The organism is Agrobacterium sp. A3-95, assembly GCF_053521785.1.
In genome coordinates, this window is record NZ_JBNWDR010000008.1 from 214258 (window position 1) to 231916 (window position 17659).

Here is a 17659-nt window from a genome sequence, read left to right on the forward strand (position 1 = left end):
CGGTTTTACGGTTTGGCCGCGTCGATGATTTCCTGCTCGGCGCTGGCGGCCTGCTTGATGGACTCCTCGACGGATTGACCCTCGAGCAAAATCCGGTTCGTCATGTCGATGGCGTTCTGCCGCTGGGCCGCCTCATCCATGAACCTTGTCGTATGGGCGTATTCGAGACCCTTCAGGAACGGTGCATAGATCGGGTCTTTCAGGTTCTCCTCGGTCAACGCCGCAGATCGCCGCGCCGGCAACTCGCCAACCGTCTTCAGCCAGATCGCCATGGCTTCCGGTGAGGAGATGTAAGCGAGGAATTTCTTCGACGCTTCCAGTTCTTCACCGGTTGTCTTGGCGCTGATGCCATTGGCGAAATAGCTGGCATAGTTGGAGCGGATATTCTTGTCGTTGGTGGGAAGCTCGGTCACGCCCCACTCGAAGTCCTTGATGGTTCTGAAAGATCCAAGCCTGAACGTGCCGTCGATGGTCATGCCTGCCTTGCCCGCACGGAAGGCAGCCTGGCCTTCGTCCATGAAGCCCACCTGACCGATCTTCTTTTCAAGCTGCAGGCTCGTATAGAATTTCAGCGCCTGGATGCCCGCCTCGCTGTCATAGGTGACTTTCTGGTCGTTGTCGGTGTAGGGCTCGCCGCCATATTGGCGGATAAGAACTTCGCGCCACCATTGGTGGTCCTGACCGCCCATATCGAGCGTGGAGCCTGCTACGGTCAGGTTTCCAGCGGCATCGTGCTTGGCGATCTTTTCCGCCGCGGCAACAAATTCGTCCAGCGTCTTCGGCGGATTGGCGGCGTCGAGACCGGCTTCCGTGAAGAGCTTCTTGTTGTAGAAAAGTGCGAGCGAGCGAACCGCCGTCGGCAGGCCGTAATAATCGTCGCCTCGCTTCATGGCGCCGACGATGGGGAAAAATTCGCTTTCGATCTTGTCATGCGGGAAAGCGTCTGTCGGCAGCGGCTGCAAGATACCGCCGGCTGCAAACTTGTCGAGCCAGCCGTAGAAGAGCTGCATCACGTCAGGGCCTTTACCGGACATGTTGGCGGCAATCACTCGCGTCTGGTAGTCGGCATAAGGGAAGGTCACCTGTTTGACGGTGATATCCGGATTGGCCTTCTGAAACTCGGCGATAAGCTCGTCCATCGCTTTGACGCGTGTGTCGAAGACATATTGCCAATATTCGATTTCAACCGCCTGCGCGGCGTTGAATGCAAATGTGCTGAAACCGGCGACCAAGCCGGCGAACAAAGTTGCCCTGCGCATGTAAGCCTCCATTTTCTCCGCCCGGTCTTCCGGATGCGGAGTGATCGTTCCCTTTATCCGCGCTTTCGCGCGCGCTCATCGATTTGCCGGCAGCGGGATTTTTACGCGTTCCGCCCCTTGCAATTCTGACCCCCGGTCGCTCTCTACGGTTCTCTGAAGGCGAGCATTTGTCAATAACATAATTTACTTGAATTATTATATTGCGCTTATCCTCACTTCGACGCTATGAATTTTCTAACGGACGGGAAGTTGAAGAGATGACGGTGCAAACGGTGGATACCTATCCCGTAGCAATCGGAAAAAATCCTGAGCGCAGCCGCGAACACAACAGGCGAGTCGTCCTCGACATCGTCAGGCGGCACGGCTCGCTCGGTCGCGCCCAGTTAGCCAAGATCACGCATCTCACACCCCAGGCGGTCGCCAATATCGTCGATGAACTGGTGGGCGAGGGACTCCTGAAAGAGCTTGGTCGCCGGCGCACCGGCAGGGGCCAGCCGCCGATACAATTTGCCGTCAACCCGGATGGTGGCGCAACGATCGGGGTGGAGATTGCCGCAGACCATATGGTCACCGTCGGTCTTGATCTGGCCGGCGTGTTGCGCACGCAGCGCGTTACCCCGCTCAAGGACACCACGCCGGACGCCATACTCAAAACCTTTGCGGCGGAGCATGCAGCGGTTGCGAAGAATGTCGGGTGCAGGCTGCTTGGCACCGGCGTTGTCATGCCCGGGCCTTTCGAGATTGACGGCATGACCTCTGTCGGTCCGACGACGCTTTCCGGCTGGGTGGGTATCGATGCCCGCCAGATGCTGAGCGATGCCTGCGGCCAACAGGTCGTGGTGGAAAACGATGCGACGGCGGCTGCCGTCGGCGAGCGCCTGTTCGGCGCAGGGCTGGCTATCCCGAATTTCTGCATGATCTATTTCGGCGTCGGCATTGGTCTCGGCATCATCCAGGATGGTTCGCCCTATCGCGGTGCTTTCGGCAACGCCGGCGAAATCGGCCATGTGACGGTCTCGCCCAAGGGAAGGCCTTGCCCGTCTTGCGGGCAAAGAGGTTGTCTGGAGGCCTATGCTTCCGTCTATGTGCTCAAGGAAAAGCTCGTCTGCGCCGGTGTTGCGGACACGGAGCTTGACGATCTTGAAGCCCTGTTCAGCGCAGGCAATCCTGTCGTGATGGAATGGATCGACGAGGCGGCCGTCCATCTGGCGCCGATGGTGGCGATGCTCGAGAACATTCTCGATCCGCAGACGGTCATTCTCGGTGGTGCGCTGCCTGAAATCATCATCAGCGAGATCATTGCTCGGATGGGGCATCTGCCGACTTCGGTTGCAAGCCGGCGGCAAAGAGAGTTGCCGCGCGTCATCCACGGCAAGTCCGGACAGTTGACGGCGGCGCTTGGTGCTGCCGCCTTGCCGCTGTTCGACATTGTCACACCAAAACTTGAGACGTCCCTGGGCGCCGCAGCGCAGGTGCCCGGCTGAATATTGGAGGAGACCGCCCATGCTTAACCCCCGGGAGCGCATCGAACGGCAGATGGCCGATCCATGGCTCGTGCGTCTGCACCGTAAACTGAGCGCACTGAAATCCACTGTCACCGTCATGCACACCGGTGCGCATCCGGACGACGAGCAGAACGGTCTTCTTGCCTATTTCCGGATGGAACTGGGCATGCGGATCATCATCGCCTGCTCGACGCGCGGTGAAGGCGGGCAGAATGCGCTTGGGCCGGAGCGGCTGGGCGCGCTTGGCGTTATCCGGTCGCGGGAGCTGGAGGAGGCGGCCCGCATCATCGATGCGGACATAAGCTGGCTCGGCCATGGCCCGGCGGATATCATCCACGACTTCGGCTTCTCAAAGGATGGCGACCAGACCTTCGGTCGATGGGGGCAGCAGCGCATCGTCGAGCGGCTGGTGCGCGCCTATCGCACGGAGCGGCCCGATATCGTCATTCCGACATTTCTCGATGTGCCGGGACAACACGGGCATCACCGCGCCATGACGCGCGCGGCGAAAAGCGCAATCGCGCTGGCGGCTGATCCTGCCGCCTATCCCGAGCATTTCTCCGAGGGGCTGAAACCGTGGAAGGTGGCCAAATATTATCTTCCTGCATGGTCTGGTGGTGGTGACACCTATGATGACGAGGTGCCTCCGCCGGAAACGACGCTGACAGTCAACGCGGTGGGCAAGGAGCGGGCAACCGGCGCGCAATATGACCGCATCGGCGAATGGTCGCGTTATTATCATGCCTCACAGGGAATGGGGCATTGGCCGAAGCGGGCGCAGGAAGCATGGCCACTGCATCTGGAACTCTCCAACGTCGCAGTCGGTGAGGAAAGCTCGATCCTCGACAGCCTGCCGTCGTCGCTGGCTGATCTCTCGGCTTTTCCGGGTCTTACCGCCGATTTGGCAAAGGCGCTGGTTGCGGCCGAACAGGCAATCACTGACGCAATCGATGCCTTTCCCGACACGCAGCGGATCACGGCCTCACTTCTGACGGCGGCAACCCTTTTGCAAGAGGTCGACGAGGCCGCAGCGCCGGACTTCAGGGAGTTGCATGGGCACCGGATCGCGCGCAAACGGGCGCAGGTCGATGCCGCTATCCTGACGGCACTCGATCTTTTCGAGCGAGCCTATGCCGAGCCGGCCGAGATCGTTCCGGGCGGGACGTCATCTCTCTATGTGGAACTCGCGGGAAAGGCGGCTGAATTTGACGTCGAGGTTACCCCCGTCCTTCCGGCTGGCGTATCGTCTTCGGTTCAGTCGCGTGGCCAGACAATGGTCTTCTCACTTGCCGCCGATCAGGACGCGGCCGTTTCCGGGCTTTACCAGGCCGACTGGAACGCCTCAGGCGGCAATGGTCATGCCTCGGTGCGCCTGTCCGTAAGGATTGGAGGCAGGGAGGTTTCGGCTGCTTTCGATCTGGAGGAGCCGTTTTTCGTGACGCCGGCGCAGTCGCTGACGATTTCGCCCGATGCGCTTCTGGTTCCACTTGGACAGGGGCAGGATTCCCATGTTTTTCAGGCACACATAAAGGGTGCCGATGCGCGGCTGTCGTTCAGGAGTACGGGTGGCTGGAACCTGCGCAAGACCGGCAATGACTGGATTGCCGAACGTACCGGTGAGGCAGCGGTCGGCCTTGCACAGATCGAAGCGCTTGTCGGTTCGCAACCTGCCTTCCAGATCACGCCCATCGCATATCCGCATATCGGCCGGGCGCGGTTTCTGGCACCCTCCGCTCTGAAAATCCTCTCGCTCGATCTCAAGCTGCCCGAGGGGGCGCGCGTCGGTTATATCGGCGGCGGTGCCGACCGGGTCGGGTCATGGCTTTCGCGCATGGGTCTTGATGTCACCGAACTCGATGCGCAGGCGCTTGGCGGTGATCTCTCGTCCTTCACGACAATCGTTGTCGGCATCTTCGCCTTCGGCATTCGCAAGGATCTGGCTGCGGCAACCGAAAGGCTTCACCGCTTCGTCGAAGAAGGCGGCCATCTTGTCACGCTCTATCACCGTCCAACCGACGGATGGAGCCCTGAGACGACGCCCGTCAGGCGGCTTGAGATCGGTAAGCCTTCCCTGCGTTGGCGGGTGACGGACCCAAATGCGGAGGTGACGGTGCTATTGCCCGATCATCCATTGCTTGTCGGGCCCAACACGATCGGTGCTGCCGACTGGACGGGCTGGGACAAGGAGCGCGGGCTCTATTTCGCTGCGCGCTGGGATGATGCTTATGAACCCCTGCTCGCCATGCACGATGTCGATGAACAGCCTCTGAAAGGGGCGCTGGTCTCGGCGGCCATTGGAAGGGGCCGGCATACGCATACAAGCCTCGTGCTGCACCACCAGATGGACAAGCTGGTGCCGGGGGCATTTCGCCTCATGGCCAACCTTGTGCAACCCGCGTGAATGGCCAGGACCAGATTGAAAAACAGGAAAACCCGCGCGAAAACGATGCTCGCGCGGGCATCGGCTGGCTGCTCATGGATATGGCCCTCGTTTCGGGTGGAATGACAGCCCTCGTCAAGGCGCAGGGTGTGACCTATCCGGCATTCCAGCTCGTCTTCATAAGAGCGATGATCGGCCTGATCTTCATCCTGCCGCTTATCTGGCGACACCGGGGGGAAATGGCGCGCGTCAAATATCCCTGGCGCAACCTTTTCCGAATCTGCTGCAACGCCATTGCACTCACCAGCAACTTCGTCGCCATCACCCTCGTGCCGCTCGCCACCGTCAATGCTGTCGGCTTCTCACGCCCGCTGGTGACGATGGCCATGGCGGTTGTCTTTCTCGGTGAAAAGGTAAGCCGATATCGCTGGGTCGGCGCTTGCCTCGCATTTGTTGGCGTCCTTGTTGTCATCGGGCCGGGCGGCGCGGAGATTAACGCAGGCGTGCTCGTCGTCCTCGTCTCCGTCGTGTTCGGCGCGCTTGCGGTGATCCAGACCCGGGCGCTGCGGCAGGAAAACACCACTGTCATGATGGTGTTCTACACGGTGGGTCTTGCCGTCATTACCGCCGTTCCGGCGATCTGGACGTGGAAACCGGTCATGCCGCTCGACTGGGTGGCGCTGCTCGCCATCGGACTGCTTGCGCAAATGGGGCAATATTGCTTCCTGCGTGCCTATCGCATCGCTGACGCCAGTGTTCTGGCGCCCGTCGGATATCTGTCGATTTTGTTCGTGACCGCTGTGGGATACTTCCTGTTTGGCGAGGTGCCCGAAGCCCGTGTTGTTCTTGGCATCACCATCATTCTCGTCTCCTTGCAGGCAACCGCCTTTGCGGAATATCTTTTGAAGAAGTTGCGCGGCCGGCGGTGAAAGGTGCCGCTTTTATCTTTGACGCGCCAGAACGCTCAGCCGGATCCAGCCCAGTGTCGCGCGCTTGAAGCGATCGTAAAACGAACGGGCAAAGCGCACATATCGCATGATCCATGCGAACCAGGCGTAGGTGAGGAGCTTCTCCCGACCGGCGTGGTAAATGCGCTCGACAATCAGGAATGTGGCGAGGTGAGCGAGGATCGTCAGCGCAATTCCTGTTTTGACGGTGCCGTGCGCGATGAGGAGCAGGCCGATGATTTTCATCGGTTCGGCGATGGCAAATGGCACCGCCAGCAAAAGAAGAATGGCAAGACGCGGTAATCCGCCAATCCGGCTTTCCAGTTTCCTGATGAATGTCAGTCTGGATATCGCCTTGATGATCGGCCGATAGAGCGGGCGAAAAATGCCGTCGAGGATCAGGGCAAACACGATGATTGCCCGAAGCGGAAAGATGAGGATCTTCCTGATTTTGTTGTTCACCTCATTCGGTCTCCAAAAGGGGCTGTATGGCCAATTCTTAATCGCCTGAAACGTGGCAAAACGAAGTTGTTTTTTACGATCTGCTCTGCTGAACGCTCGCATACATGCCGGTGGTGCGGAATTCGCTTGGATTGATGCCATATAGCCTGCGGAAGACCTTCGAGAAATAGTTCGGGTCTTCGAAGCCGCATAGCACGGATACCTCCTTGATGGGGATGTTTTCGGCTGTGGTGAGAAGCTTGGCTGCCCGCCTCAACCGTCGCTGCAATACAAATTCGGCCGGTGGCAGGCCTTCGCTTGCCGTGAAGATGCGGGAAAAATGCGCACGGCTGAGGCCGGCGACGGCGGCAAGATCGCTGACGGAAAGACGCTCTCCGAGATGCCCGTCTATATAGCTCAGCACCTGCTGCATGGTGCGATATTCACCGCCAAAGGAGGGATGCGAGCCGAACACGTCGTCATAAAGCGTCATCGCCGCTTCATAGGCGACGGCGGAGGCCGCCCCTGGTGTTTCCGCGCCGTTGACGAGGCGCGAGCAACAATGGGCGAGATGATCGACGGTTTCCTGTTGCAGCTTGAGGATCGGCCCGGTGACGGCAAGAATATTGCGGTGAATGCGCAAGGCCTCCTCGCCATTCATGGAGATCCAGAAGAACTCCCATTGCTTTCCCGCTTCCAGCCAGTAGCGATGATTGTGCGGGATGAGCAGGAGGAGAGTTTCGCCCGGCTTCACCACGTAATGACGGTTTTCGTAACGAAGGTTTCCCTGTCCGCCAATGCAATATTGCAGCACAGTGAATGGTGTCTGTCCGCGCTTTCGTCCGTCCCAGTCATAATTGCCACTGCTGCGGATTTCATAGCCGCTGCTGGTGGGCATTGTGTGCAGGGTCTGGCGGCCGCGGGGCAGCGAGACGGTCCGCATCCCGGGCCCCTGATCGATCAAATCTTGCAGCACAAAATTACCCATGAAAGCATAATCCTTCTCTGGTTCCGCTCGTCATTATACGCATAATCCCGAACCGAGGAGACAGCCAGTACGATATTGTTGCGGAGAATTTTTCAGGAGTGCCGGTTTTCCGGGGTTCTTACAGGTATATTCTCGCATCGTCTTATTATGATCGTTTGGCCCGTTTCACCCGTTCGATTTGCAACAGAGGTGGCGTTATGAGTTTCAAAATCGCTATAATCGGCGCCGGAAGCGTCGGATTCACGAAAAAACTGTTCACCGATCTCCTGTGCGTGCCGGAGTTTCGCGACATCGAGGTCGCGCTGACGGATATCAGCCAGCACAATCTGGATATGATCAGGGCGATCCTCGACAAGGTCGTGGAGGCCAACGGTTTTCCGGTGAAAGTGACAGCGCATACCGACCGCCGTCGCGCGCTTGAGGGTGCGAAATACATCATAAGCTGTGTGCGGGTCGGCGGTCTGGAAGCCTATGCGGACGACATCCGTATTCCGCTGAAATACGGGATCGACCAGTGCGTCGGTGACACCATCTGCGCCGGCGGCATTCTCTATGGCCAGCGTAACATTCCGGTCATTCTGGATTTCTGCAAGGATATCCGCGAGGTCGCCGCACCCGGTGCCAAGTTCCTGAATTACGCCAACCCCATGGCCATGAATACATGGGCAGCCATCGAATACGGCAAGGTGGATACGGTTGGTCTTTGCCACGGTGTGCAGCACGGTGCGGAGCAGATCGCTGAAATTCTCGGCGCAAAATCCCCGTCCGAACTTGATTACATCTGCTCGGGCATCAACCACCAGACATGGTTCATCGATCTAAGGCTGAATGGCCGCAAGATCGGCAAAGAAGAGCTGGTCGCCGCTTTCGAGGCGCATCCGGTTTTCTCACAGCAGGAAAAGCTGCGCATCGACGTGCTTAAGCGCTTCGGTGTCTATTCGACGGAGAGCAACGGCCATCTGTCCGAATATCTGCCGTGGTACCGCAAGCGCCCGGATGAAATCGCCCGCTGGATCGATATGTCGGACTGGATTCACGGCGAAACCGGCGGTTATCTGCGTCACTCCACCGAGACGCGGAACTGGTTCGAAACGGAATTCCCGCAGTTCCTGGCGTCAGCCGCCAAGCCCATCGAACCGGAGAAGCGCTCCAACGAACATGCGAGCCACATTCTCGAAGCGCTTGAAACCGGGCGTGTCTATCGCGGCCACTTCAACGTCAAGAACAATGGCGTCATAACCAACCTTCCTTCTGATGCGATCATTGAGTCGCCCGGTTTCGTGGATCGTTTCGGCATCAACATGGTCTCGGGTATCACGCTGCCGGAAGCCTGCGCGGCGACCTGCATGGCGTCTATCAACGTGCAGCGCATGTCGGTACATGCGGCGGTCAGCGGCGATATCGATCTTCTGAAGCTTGCCGTGCTGCACGACCCGCTAGTCGGCGCCGTCGCCACTCCGGAGGAGGTCTGGCAGATGGTGGACGAGATGGTCGTCGCACAGGCGCGCTGGCTGCCGCAATATGCGGATGCCGTGCCTGATGCCAAGGAGCGGCTTGCGAAATCCACCGTCAAGACCCGCGACTGGGCGGGTGCGGCGCGCCGCAACGTGCGCTCAATCGAGGAACTACGGGCCGAGAAATCGGCGCTGAAAAAGGCCGTTTGAAGGAAAAGGCATGGGAACAGGCCGGTGGTGAAAAGGGAGTTCGCCGCCGTGGCTATCGCGACAACAGAGGGTGGGCGGTCGAAGAGCTGCCATTTGGGAGGAATGACGATGCAACTTCAACGCAAGATCGGTATCATCTCGGCATTGGGTCTTGGTGTTTCGATGATCGCACTCAGTGCGAACGCCTTCGAAACCACCACGCCGCCGGAGCCGCCGCAGTTTCCGGCCGAAGGCAAGATCAATTATGTGGCGCGCGACTCGATCCTCGAATTCAAGGCCCTGCCTGATTACAGCGAGCCGGACTGGATCACCGAAAAATTCGAGAAGACAGGCAAGCTGCCGCCCTTGAAGGAACGCTTGCCTGAGGAGCCGCTGGTCTACAAGACCGGCAACATGGTGGATGGCATCGGCGTTTATGGCGATACGATGCGCCATGTAATCGGCGGACGGCCCGAGGGCTGGAACTACATTGCCGGCCAGAGCCAGGGCTGGGGCGGCATCGATATTGCGCTTTCCGAATGCCTGACGCGCACAGCGCCGCTGTTTCAGGTGAATGCCAAGGACACCGAACCGCTGCCCAATCTCGCCAAAGGCTGGGAATGGTCGCAGGATGGCCACAAGCTGACGATGCATCTGGTCAAGGGTGCCAAATGGTCTGACGGTGTGCCGTTCAACGCCGATGACGTCATGTTCTACTGGGAAGACGCGGTTCTCGATCCCAACGTGTCGCCACTCGGCGGCGGCGCGTCGCCTGAAGCCTTCGGCGAAGGCACCACGCTCAAAAAGATCGATGACTATACGGTGGAGTGGACTTTCAAGACCGCTTTCCCGAAGCAATATCTCTATACCATGGCTTATCCGAGCTTCTGCCCCGGACCGGCGCATATTCTGAAACCACAGCACCCGAAATATTCCAAGAACACCTATAACCAGTTCAAGAACGCCTTTCCGCCGGAATATATGAACATGCCTGTCATGGGTGGTTGGGTGCCGGTGGAATATCGCCCCGACGACATCATCGTGCTCAGGCGCAATCCATACTACTGGAAGGTCGACGAGAAGGGCCAGCAGCTGCCTTATCTCAACGAGCTTCATTACAAGCTCTCCACCTGGGCCGATCGCGATGTGCAGGCTGTGGCGGGATCGGGCGATTTCTCCAATCTCGAGCAGCCGGAGAATTTCGTCGCTTCGCTGAAACGCGCAGCTGACCCGAATGCGCCGGCCCGCCTTGCCTTCGGGCCACGCCTGATCGGCTATAATCTGCAGATGAACTTTTCCGCCAATGGCTGGGGCAATCCGGACGAGCGCGGGCAGGCCATTCGCGAGCTGAACCGCAACGAGGTGTTCCGTCAGGCGGTGACCTCGGCCCTCGACCGCAAGGCAATCGGCGACTCGCTCGTCAAGGGCCCATTCACGGCGATCTATCCGGGTGGCATTTCCTCGGGCACCGGTTTTTACGATCGCAATTCCACGGTCTATTACCCCTTCAACCTTAAGGAAGCGAAAGCCGCCCTTGCATCAATCGGCCTGAAGGACACCGATGGCGACGGCTTCTTGAACTTCCCGAAGGAGACACTGGGCGGACGAAACGTCGAGATCATTCTTCTGGTCAATAACGGCTACACAACGGACAAGAGCATCGCGGAAGGCCTTGTCGGGCAAATGGCGAAACTTGGCCTTCGCCTCGTCATCAACAGCCTTGATTCCAACCAGCGCGATGCGGCCCATTATGGCGGTCAGTTCGACTGGCTGGTGCGCCGCAACTCCACCGAGCTTTCGTCCGTGGTGCAGAATACCGAGCAGTTGGCACCCGTTGGCCCGCGCACCAGCTGGAACCATCGCGCACCTGAAGGCAAGGAACTGGATCTGATGCCGTTCGAAAAGGAGATGGCCGATATCGTGCGCAAATTCATCTCCTCGCAGGACAATGCCGAGCGGGCGGAACTGATGAAGCAATATCAGAAGGTCTACACGCAGAACCTCTACACGATCGGGCTTACCGAATATCCCGGCGCGCTTATCGTCAACAAGCGGTTCTCGAATGTGCCGCAGGGCACGCCGATCTTCATGTTCAACTGGGCTGAAGACGCCATCATCCGCGAACGCCTTTGGGTCGCGGCCGACAAGCAGGGCAAATACGAGCTTTTCCCCGAGCAGCTTCCCGGCAAGCCGGGTGAGGGCGGCCCGATCAACTAGAACTCCTCCCGGAGAAAACCCGGTACCGGTCGCGCGTGAAGCGCGGCCGGAGACACACGGACTAGCCAAGCGGAGGATACCCGTTCGATGCTGAGATTCCTGACAATACGCATAGGCTCCGCCATTCCGGTGCTGCTTATCCTGAGCGTGGTGACATTCGCCATCATTCAGGCGCCACCCGGCGACTATGCTGACTACATCCGCTCGCAATTGATGAACCAGGGCGGTGCGTCCTTCGAACAGGCGGAAGCGCAGGCGCAGGCCTACCGCATCGAACACGGTCTCGATAAGCCGATCGTCGTGCAATATTTCAACTGGATCGGCGGCATCATCACACGCGGCGATTTCGGCTACAGCTTCTATTACAACAAGCCGGTTGCCGATGTGGTCGGCGAACGCCTGCCGCGCACCATCGCACTCGCCCTTGTCTGCCACATTCTTTCATCGCTTCTCGGCATCGGTTTCGGTATCTGGGCTGCCACCAGACAATATTCCTGGATCGATAATCTGCTTTCGACCGTCGCCTTCCTCGGCATGACCATTCCGCGCTTCCTGATGGCGCTGATCCTCGTCTACCTGATGGTGTTTCATTTCGACGTGTCGGAAATCGGCAGCTTCTTTTCGCCGCAATATGGCGGTGCGCCATGGTCATGGGGGAAGTTCGTCGATCTCGTCAGCCATGTCTGGCCGGTGGTTGCCATCGCCGTTTTCGGTGGACTTGCCTATAATATGCGGGTGATGCGCGGCAATCTGCTGGATACGCTGAACGCCCAATATGTGGAGACGGCGCGCGCCAAGGGCCTTTCGGAAGGCGCGGTCATCATGCGCCACGCCGTGCCGAACGCCGTGCATCCGCTCATTATGTATCAGGGCGTCGTGCTGCCCTATATGCTGAGCGGCGAAATCGAAACTGCGATCATCTTTGCGCTGCCGACCGTCGGTCCCGCCATCGTCGGGTCCATGGCGGTCGGCGATGTCTATGTCACCGCAACCTTCATGATGGTGCTGGCCGCCACGCTCATCATCGGCAACATCATCGCCGACATGCTGCTCGCCATGCTCGACCCGCGTGTGCGCGAATTCGGGAGGGCTTGAGATGGTGGCCGTTGACGAACTCAAGAATGAATCGGCTGCCGCAGCGAAGCCCGAGCGGGGTGTTCAGGGTAACGAGACCTATCTCGCTCTGGTGTGGCGGCGCCTCAGACGCTCTTTCACCGGCATGGTGGGGCTGGTGCTGGTGGTGCTGTTGATCACGATCTCAGTCTTCGCCGATTTCTTCGCGCCGATGAACCCGCTTGAAACCAATGACAGTTTCTCCCCGCCGCAGGTGGTGCGGTTCTCCGACAAGGACGGCAATATCAGCCTGTTCCCTCGGGTCTATGCCACCGCTGAAACGGACGAGCTCGATCCGGTGACCTTCCAGCCTATCGTCGGCCCGGATTACGACAATCCGCTTTATCTCGGCTTTTTCGTGAAAGGTGCGGAATATCGGCTGCTCGGCCTCATCCCGGCAAACCGGCACTTCTTCGGCTCCACGGACGGGCAGCCGGTGCATTTTCTCGGAACCGACAAGTTCGGTCGCGATGTGCTGTCACGCGCCATTTATGGATCGCGCATCTCGCTTGCCATCGCGCTCAGTGTCGTCACCATCGTTACCGTCATCGGCACCAGCGTCGGGTTGATCTCAGGATATTTCGGCGGGCCGCTGGATGCATGGGTGCAGCGTTTCGTGGAAGTGGTTCTGGCCTTTCCACAATTGCCGCTCTATCTCGCCTTGACGTCGCTTATCCCGGTCACTGCCCCGACGACTGTTTTCCTCCTCTTCGTGGTCGGCGTCATGTCGGCGCTCGGCTGGGCGCAGATGTCTCGCGAAGTGCGCGGCAAGACGCTGGCGCTGGCGCGTATCGATTATGTCCGCGCCGCGATTGCCGTCGGCGCCACCGACCGGCGCATTATCTTCCAGCACATCCTGCCGAATGTGATGAGCCATGTGATCGTTGCCGTCACGCTGCATATTCCAAGCGTCGTGCTGCTCGAATCCTTCCTTGGCTTTCTCGGTTTCGCGGTCAAGCCGCCGCTGATCTCATGGGGGCTGATGCTTCAGGATACGGCCACCTATTCCGTCATTGGTTCCTATCCATGGATCCTTGCGCCGGTCGGCTTTGTGCTGGTCACCGTTTTTGCCTTCAACGCGCTGGGCGATGGCCTTCGCGATGCTGTCGATCCCTATTGAGAGGAGCGTAACATGGTTGCTGCACAGAACACCTACGCCCCTGCCATCCGCTTCGATGCTGATAATCGAAACGACCAGGCCATCATCGATGCACGCAATATTGCCGTGACTTTCAAGGTTGAGCACGGCACGGTGGAGGCAGTGAAGGACATTTCCTTCCAGCTTTACCGGGGGGAGACGATCGCCATCGTTGGCGAATCCGGTTCGGGAAAATCGGTGACCGCCCGCACCATCATGGGGCTTTTGACGAAGCGTGCCTCGGTTTCGAAAACCGCGACCGTGCGCTTCAACGGCGACGACATCCTGAAATTTTCAAGCCGCCAGCGGCGGGCGTTGCGCGGCAACCGTATCTCGATGATCTTTCAGGAGCCGATGAGTTCGCTGAACCCGATCTATACGATCGGCAGTCAGATCGTCGAGGCGATCCGCGTCCACTCGAAGCTGAGCAGGAAGCAGGCCGAAGCGAGGGCGCTCGATCTTTTGCGGCAGGTGCAGATTCCAGAACCCGAGGCGCGGCTGAAGCAATATCCGCACCAGCTTTCCGGCGGTCAACGACAGCGTGTCATGATCGCCATGGCGCTCTCCAACGATCCGGATGTGCTGATCGCCGACGAACCCACCACTGCACTGGATGTGACAGTTCAGGCGCAGATCCTCAACCTCATACGCGATCTGCAGAAGAAGCGCGGCATGGCCGTGGTGCTCATCACCCATGACCTGACGATCGTGAAGCAGTTTTCCGATTACGTCTACGTCATGCAGCATGGCGAGATGCGTGAGCACAACACCACTGAGCGGCTGTTTGCAGCGCCGAAGCACCCCTATACCCGAAAGCTGCTTGCTTCCGAGCCGCACGGCACCGCCAAACCACTACCGGAAAATTCCGGTGTGCTGCTGACGGCGAATGGCGTGCGGGTGTCGTTCATGATGCGCTACGGTGGCCTGTTCAAGCCGGAATTGAAGGAACTTGTTGCCGTCGACGATCTTGGTCTTACCCTCAAGCGCCATGAAACGCTGGGAATTGTCGGCGAATCCGGGTCCGGCAAGACGACCTTTGGCCAATCCCTGTTGCGGCTGAACGAGCCGGTGGCCGGAGAGGTGATTTTCGATGGCGAGAGGGTCGACGGCCGCTCCCGGTCTCAAATGCGGCCTCTACGCTCACGCATGCAGATCGTCTTTCAGGACCCTTTCGCCTCGCTCAATCCACGCATGACCATCGGCCAGATCATCGAGGAAGGGCTGGTTATCAACGGGCTTGGTAAAACCAAGGCCGAAAGGCTGGAGCGGGTGCGCGACGCGCTGGAAGCGGCAGGCATGCCCGGCAACATCCTCTCGCGTTTCCCGCACGAGTTCTCAGGCGGCCAGCGCCAGCGCATCGCCATCGCGCGTGCAGTCGCGCTGGAGCCGGAATTCATCCTGCTCGATGAGCCGACCTCGGCGCTCGACCTTTCCGTTCAGGCGCAGATCATAGACCTGCTGCGCAAGCTGCAGGACGAGCGGGGCTTGAGCTACCTGTTCATCTCGCACGACCTGAAGGTCGTTCGGGCTCTCTGCCACCGCGTCATCGTCATGCAGCGCGGCAGGATCGTGGAGGAAGGCCCCGTCGAGGAGGTGCTGAACCGCCCGAAAACCGAATACACCCAGCGGCTCGTCCGGGCCGCCTTTGAAATCGCATAGTTCAAGATGCCGGAGGCAAATATGGCACGAGATCCCAAGATCACATTTATCGGCGCAGGTTCCACGGTGTTCATGAAGAACATCATCGGCGACGTGCTGCAACGTCCGGCCCTTTCCGGCGCAACGATCGCGCTGATGGACATCAACCGCGAAAGGCTGGAAGAAAGCGCCATCGTCGTCAACAAGCTGATTTCGACGCTGGGGGCAAAGGCGAAAGCCGAGACTTTTACAGACCAGAAAAAGGCGCTCGCCGGTGCCGATTTCGTCGTCGTCGCCTTCCAGATCGGCGGATACGAGCCCTGCACAGTCACCGATTTCGAGGTGCCGCGCAAATATGGCCTGCGTCAGACCATTGCAGATACGCTTGGTGTCGGCGGCATCATGCGGGGCCTGCGCACCGTGCCGCATCTGTGGAAGATTTGCGAGGATATGCTCGCCGTCTGCCCCAATGCGATCATGCTGCAATATGTCAACCCGATGGCGATCAACACCTGGGCGATTGCGGAGAAATACCCGACAATCCGGCAGGTCGGCCTTTGCCATTCGGTGCAGGGCACGGCCATGGAACTCGCTCATGACCTCGATATTCCCTATGAGGAAATCCGCTATCGTTCGGCCGGCATCAACCACATGGCGTTTTTCCTGGAATTCGAGCACCGCCAGCCTGATGGCAGCTACAAGAACCTCTATCCCGATCTCGTGCGCGGCTATCGCGAAGGCCGTGCGCCGAAGCCCGGCTGGAACCCGCGCTGCCCCAACAAGGTGCGGTACGAGATGCTGACGCGTCTCGGCTACTTCGTCACCGAAAGCTCCGAGCATTTTGCCGAATACACACCCTATTTCATCAAGGAGGGGCGCGAGGATCTGATCGAGAAATTCGGTATTCCGCTCGATGAATATCCCAAGCGCTGCATCGAGCAGATCGAGCGCTGGAAGGGGCAGGCGGCGGCCTATCGCTCAGCCGAGAAGATCGAGGTCAAGCAATCCAAGGAATATGCCTCCTCCATCATCAACTCGGTCTGGACCGGCGAACCGTCTGTCATCTACGGCAACCAGCGCAACAATGGCTGCATCACCTCGCTGCCATCAGATTGCGCGGCGGAAGTGCCCTGCCTTGTCGATCATAACGGTGTGCAACCAACCTTCATCGGGGAATTGCCGCCGCAGCTGACCGCGCTGATGCGCACAAACATCAATGTGCAGGAGCTGACGGTACGGGCGCTGATGAGCGAAAACCGCGAGCATATCTTCCACGCGGCGATGATGGACCCGCATACGGCAGCGGAACTCGATCTCGACCAGATCTGGTCGCTGGTGGATGATCTGCTTGTCGCGCACCGGGACTGGTTGCCGGAATGGACGCAGGTGGAGGTGAAGCGCGCTCGCGCGGTGTAAGCTCGCTTCGCCGAACCGCTGAATGCAAAAGGCCGTGGGATTCATCCACGGCCTTTTTCTGTTTCACCATGCCCCACGACGGCAACGGTGGACGACTTTTCCCGCCCATTTCCGAATGTGTTAAATTAATTGTGTTCGATAAGGGTATATTCGCCTTACGTGAATACCCTTATGAGGGCGGATAAAAGCGGCCATGTTCAGGAGTAGCAAAATGAATATCGCACCAAGTCTGTCACTGGCAGCCATGATTGCCCTGGTCGCGACGCCGTCTCTTTCTTCGGAGGATATGGGCTCGGAGACAAGCGAAGCGATATTCGGTTTTGGCGGCGCCCTCACCACGGAAGACATGCTGAAAAGCGCAGCACTCATTCCGGTCGACTATGAGAAGAACGCCATTCTGGGTGGCGGTTATCAGTTCTATCCCTATCGCATCGGCAATGTGAAACTGGGCGGTGAAATCGGCGTTGCCGTCAGGTTTGGCAAGGGGTTCACCGGTGAAGTCTGGGCAGGGCCTGTCGCGCGTTATGACAAGATCAGGCTCGGGGAACGGTTGTTCGTTTCGCCGAGTTTCACGGCGGGTCTGAGCCTCGTCTCGGATGCGCAGCCGGGGCGGGAGAGGCAAGAAGAAATCAAGGACAACGGCAACGCCAATGTCCTGTTTTACCTCGGCCCGGAAATCAACGTTTCCTTCAGCGAAGAATCCTCGACGGAGTTCTTCTGGCGGCTTCACCACCGTTCCGGCGGCGGCAAGACGCTGGGCAATATGAAGGGCGCGACGAATGCCAATGTGTTTGGCGTTCGCTACAAGTTCTGACGACGTGGTGCCGGTAGCGGCCTCCGATATGACTGAATTTACGCCATACTTCTGTTTTTCCGCGCCCCTCGGAGGATGACCCTTGCATTCAGCGCATGGGTGGCCTGCCTTATTCTGTCTGTTCTTTGGTCCCGACAAGGCGCATATAAGGGACATCAAA

At 58.9% G+C, this 17659-nt stretch carries 13 protein-coding genes; 10 read left to right on the forward strand and 3 right to left on the reverse strand.

The features are described from left to right. Positions 1-5: 5 nt before the first annotated feature. Entirely contained in the window at positions 6-1271 is a 1266-nt protein-coding gene (locus ACQZ5Y_RS20485; RefSeq protein WP_019566690.1) for an extracellular solute-binding protein, read from the reverse strand. Positions 1272-1516: 245 nt separating this feature from the next. Here ACQZ5Y_RS20485 and ACQZ5Y_RS20490 point away from each other — a divergent pair, with 245 nt between their 5' ends. Genes ACQZ5Y_RS20490 through ACQZ5Y_RS20500 form a run of 3 tightly spaced genes read left to right on the forward strand, consistent with a single transcriptional unit; the run spans position 1517 to position 6073 of the window. Then, positions 1517-2743: an ROK family transcriptional regulator gene (locus ACQZ5Y_RS20490; RefSeq protein ID WP_112192115.1), complete on the forward strand. Its 1227-nt coding sequence runs from the start codon at positions 1517-1519 to the stop codon at positions 2741-2743. A 19-nt stretch (positions 2744-2762) separates the two neighbouring features. Then, positions 2763-5165 (forward strand): PIG-L family deacetylase, encoded by a 2403-nt coding sequence (locus ACQZ5Y_RS20495; RefSeq protein WP_112682853.1) that lies wholly within the window; start codon positions 2763-2765, stop codon positions 5163-5165. Further along, complete coding sequence (locus ACQZ5Y_RS20500) at positions 5162-6073, forward strand: EamA family transporter (RefSeq protein ID WP_112682852.1); 912 nt, start codon at positions 5162-5164, stop codon at positions 6071-6073. The genes ACQZ5Y_RS20495 and ACQZ5Y_RS20500 overlap by 4 nt, the downstream gene beginning before the upstream one ends. 12 nt (positions 6074-6085) lie before the next feature. Here the strand turns inward: ACQZ5Y_RS20500 and ACQZ5Y_RS20505 are convergent, their stop codons facing one another. Further along, positions 6086-6553, reverse strand: coding sequence for a hypothetical protein (locus ACQZ5Y_RS20505; protein ID WP_035200397.1), 468 nt, complete (start codon positions 6551-6553; stop codon positions 6086-6088). A 73-nt stretch (positions 6554-6626) separates the two neighbouring features. Next, on the reverse strand, positions 6627-7520 hold the full coding sequence (locus ACQZ5Y_RS20510) for an AraC family transcriptional regulator (protein WP_004431265.1): 894 nt from the start codon (positions 7518-7520) through the stop codon (positions 6627-6629). 197 nt (positions 7521-7717) lie between these two features. Between ACQZ5Y_RS20510 and melA (ACQZ5Y_RS20515) the strand changes: the two genes are divergently transcribed. The 7 genes from melA (ACQZ5Y_RS20515) to ACQZ5Y_RS20545 all read left to right on the forward strand — a co-directional run bounded on the left by melA (ACQZ5Y_RS20515) (position 7718) and on the right by ACQZ5Y_RS20545 (position 17499). Continuing rightward, the gene (gene melA, locus ACQZ5Y_RS20515) at positions 7718-9184 is read left to right on the forward strand and encodes an alpha-glucosidase/alpha-galactosidase (RefSeq protein WP_013761095.1); all 1467 of its coding nucleotides are present in this window, start codon (positions 7718-7720) and stop codon (positions 9182-9184) included. Positions 9185-9292: 108 nt separating this feature from the next. Next, positions 9293-11380 carry an ABC transporter substrate-binding protein gene (locus ACQZ5Y_RS20520; RefSeq protein ID WP_013761094.1) on the forward strand — a complete coding sequence of 696 codons (2088 nt, stop codon included), beginning with the start codon at positions 9293-9295 and terminating at the stop codon, positions 11378-11380. Between the two features lie 87 nt (positions 11381-11467). After that, the gene (locus tag ACQZ5Y_RS20525) at positions 11468-12475 is read left to right on the forward strand and encodes an ABC transporter permease (protein WP_004431273.1); all 1008 of its coding nucleotides are present in this window, start codon (positions 11468-11470) and stop codon (positions 12473-12475) included. 1 nt (position 12476) lies between these two features. After that, entirely contained in the window at positions 12477-13613 is a 1137-nt protein-coding gene (locus ACQZ5Y_RS20530) for an ABC transporter permease (RefSeq protein ID WP_174051144.1), read from the forward strand. 12 nt (positions 13614-13625) lie between these two features. Beyond that, positions 13626-15290 (forward strand): ABC transporter ATP-binding protein, encoded by a 1665-nt coding sequence (locus ACQZ5Y_RS20535; RefSeq protein WP_173994427.1) that lies wholly within the window; start codon positions 13626-13628, stop codon positions 15288-15290. A 21-nt stretch (positions 15291-15311) separates the two neighbouring features. Next, positions 15312-16685, forward strand: a complete 1374-nt coding sequence (gene melA, locus ACQZ5Y_RS20540; protein WP_013761091.1) for an alpha-glucosidase/alpha-galactosidase — start codon at positions 15312-15314, stop codon at positions 16683-16685. Positions 16686-16896: 211 nt separating this feature from the next. After that, positions 16897-17499 (forward strand): hypothetical protein, encoded by a 603-nt coding sequence (locus tag ACQZ5Y_RS20545; RefSeq protein ID WP_161986935.1) that lies wholly within the window; start codon positions 16897-16899, stop codon positions 17497-17499. Positions 17500-17659: the final 160 nt, after the last annotated feature.

Bases quoted from the DNA above. Each gene is read 5' to 3' on its own strand.
- ACQZ5Y_RS20495 (WP_112682853.1), top strand. From the start codon at position 2,763: ATGCTTAACCCCCGGGAGCGCATCGAACGGCAGATGGCCGATCCATGG.
- melA (WP_013761095.1), top strand. From the start codon at position 7,718: ATGAGTTTCAAAATCGCTATAATCGGCGCCGGAAGCGTCGGATTCACG.
- ACQZ5Y_RS20510 (WP_004431265.1), bottom strand. From the start codon at position 7,520: ATGGGTAATTTTGTGCTGCAAGATTTGATCGATCAGGGGCCCGGGATG.
- ACQZ5Y_RS20535 (WP_173994427.1), top strand. From the start codon at position 13,626: ATGGTTGCTGCACAGAACACCTACGCCCCTGCCATCCGCTTCGATGCT.
- ACQZ5Y_RS20485 (WP_019566690.1), bottom strand. From the start codon at position 1,271: ATGGAGGCTTACATGCGCAGGGCAACTTTGTTCGCCGGCTTGGTCGCC.
- ACQZ5Y_RS20530 (WP_174051144.1), top strand. From the start codon at position 12,477: ATGGTGGCCGTTGACGAACTCAAGAATGAATCGGCTGCCGCAGCGAAG.
- ACQZ5Y_RS20520 (WP_013761094.1), top strand. From the start codon at position 9,293: ATGCAACTTCAACGCAAGATCGGTATCATCTCGGCATTGGGTCTTGGT.
- ACQZ5Y_RS20545 (WP_161986935.1), top strand. From the start codon at position 16,897: ATGAATATCGCACCAAGTCTGTCACTGGCAGCCATGATTGCCCTGGTC.
- melA (WP_013761091.1), top strand. From the start codon at position 15,312: ATGGCACGAGATCCCAAGATCACATTTATCGGCGCAGGTTCCACGGTG.
- ACQZ5Y_RS20525 (WP_004431273.1), top strand. From the start codon at position 11,468: ATGCTGAGATTCCTGACAATACGCATAGGCTCCGCCATTCCGGTGCTG.
- ACQZ5Y_RS20490 (WP_112192115.1), top strand. From the start codon at position 1,517: ATGACGGTGCAAACGGTGGATACCTATCCCGTAGCAATCGGAAAAAAT.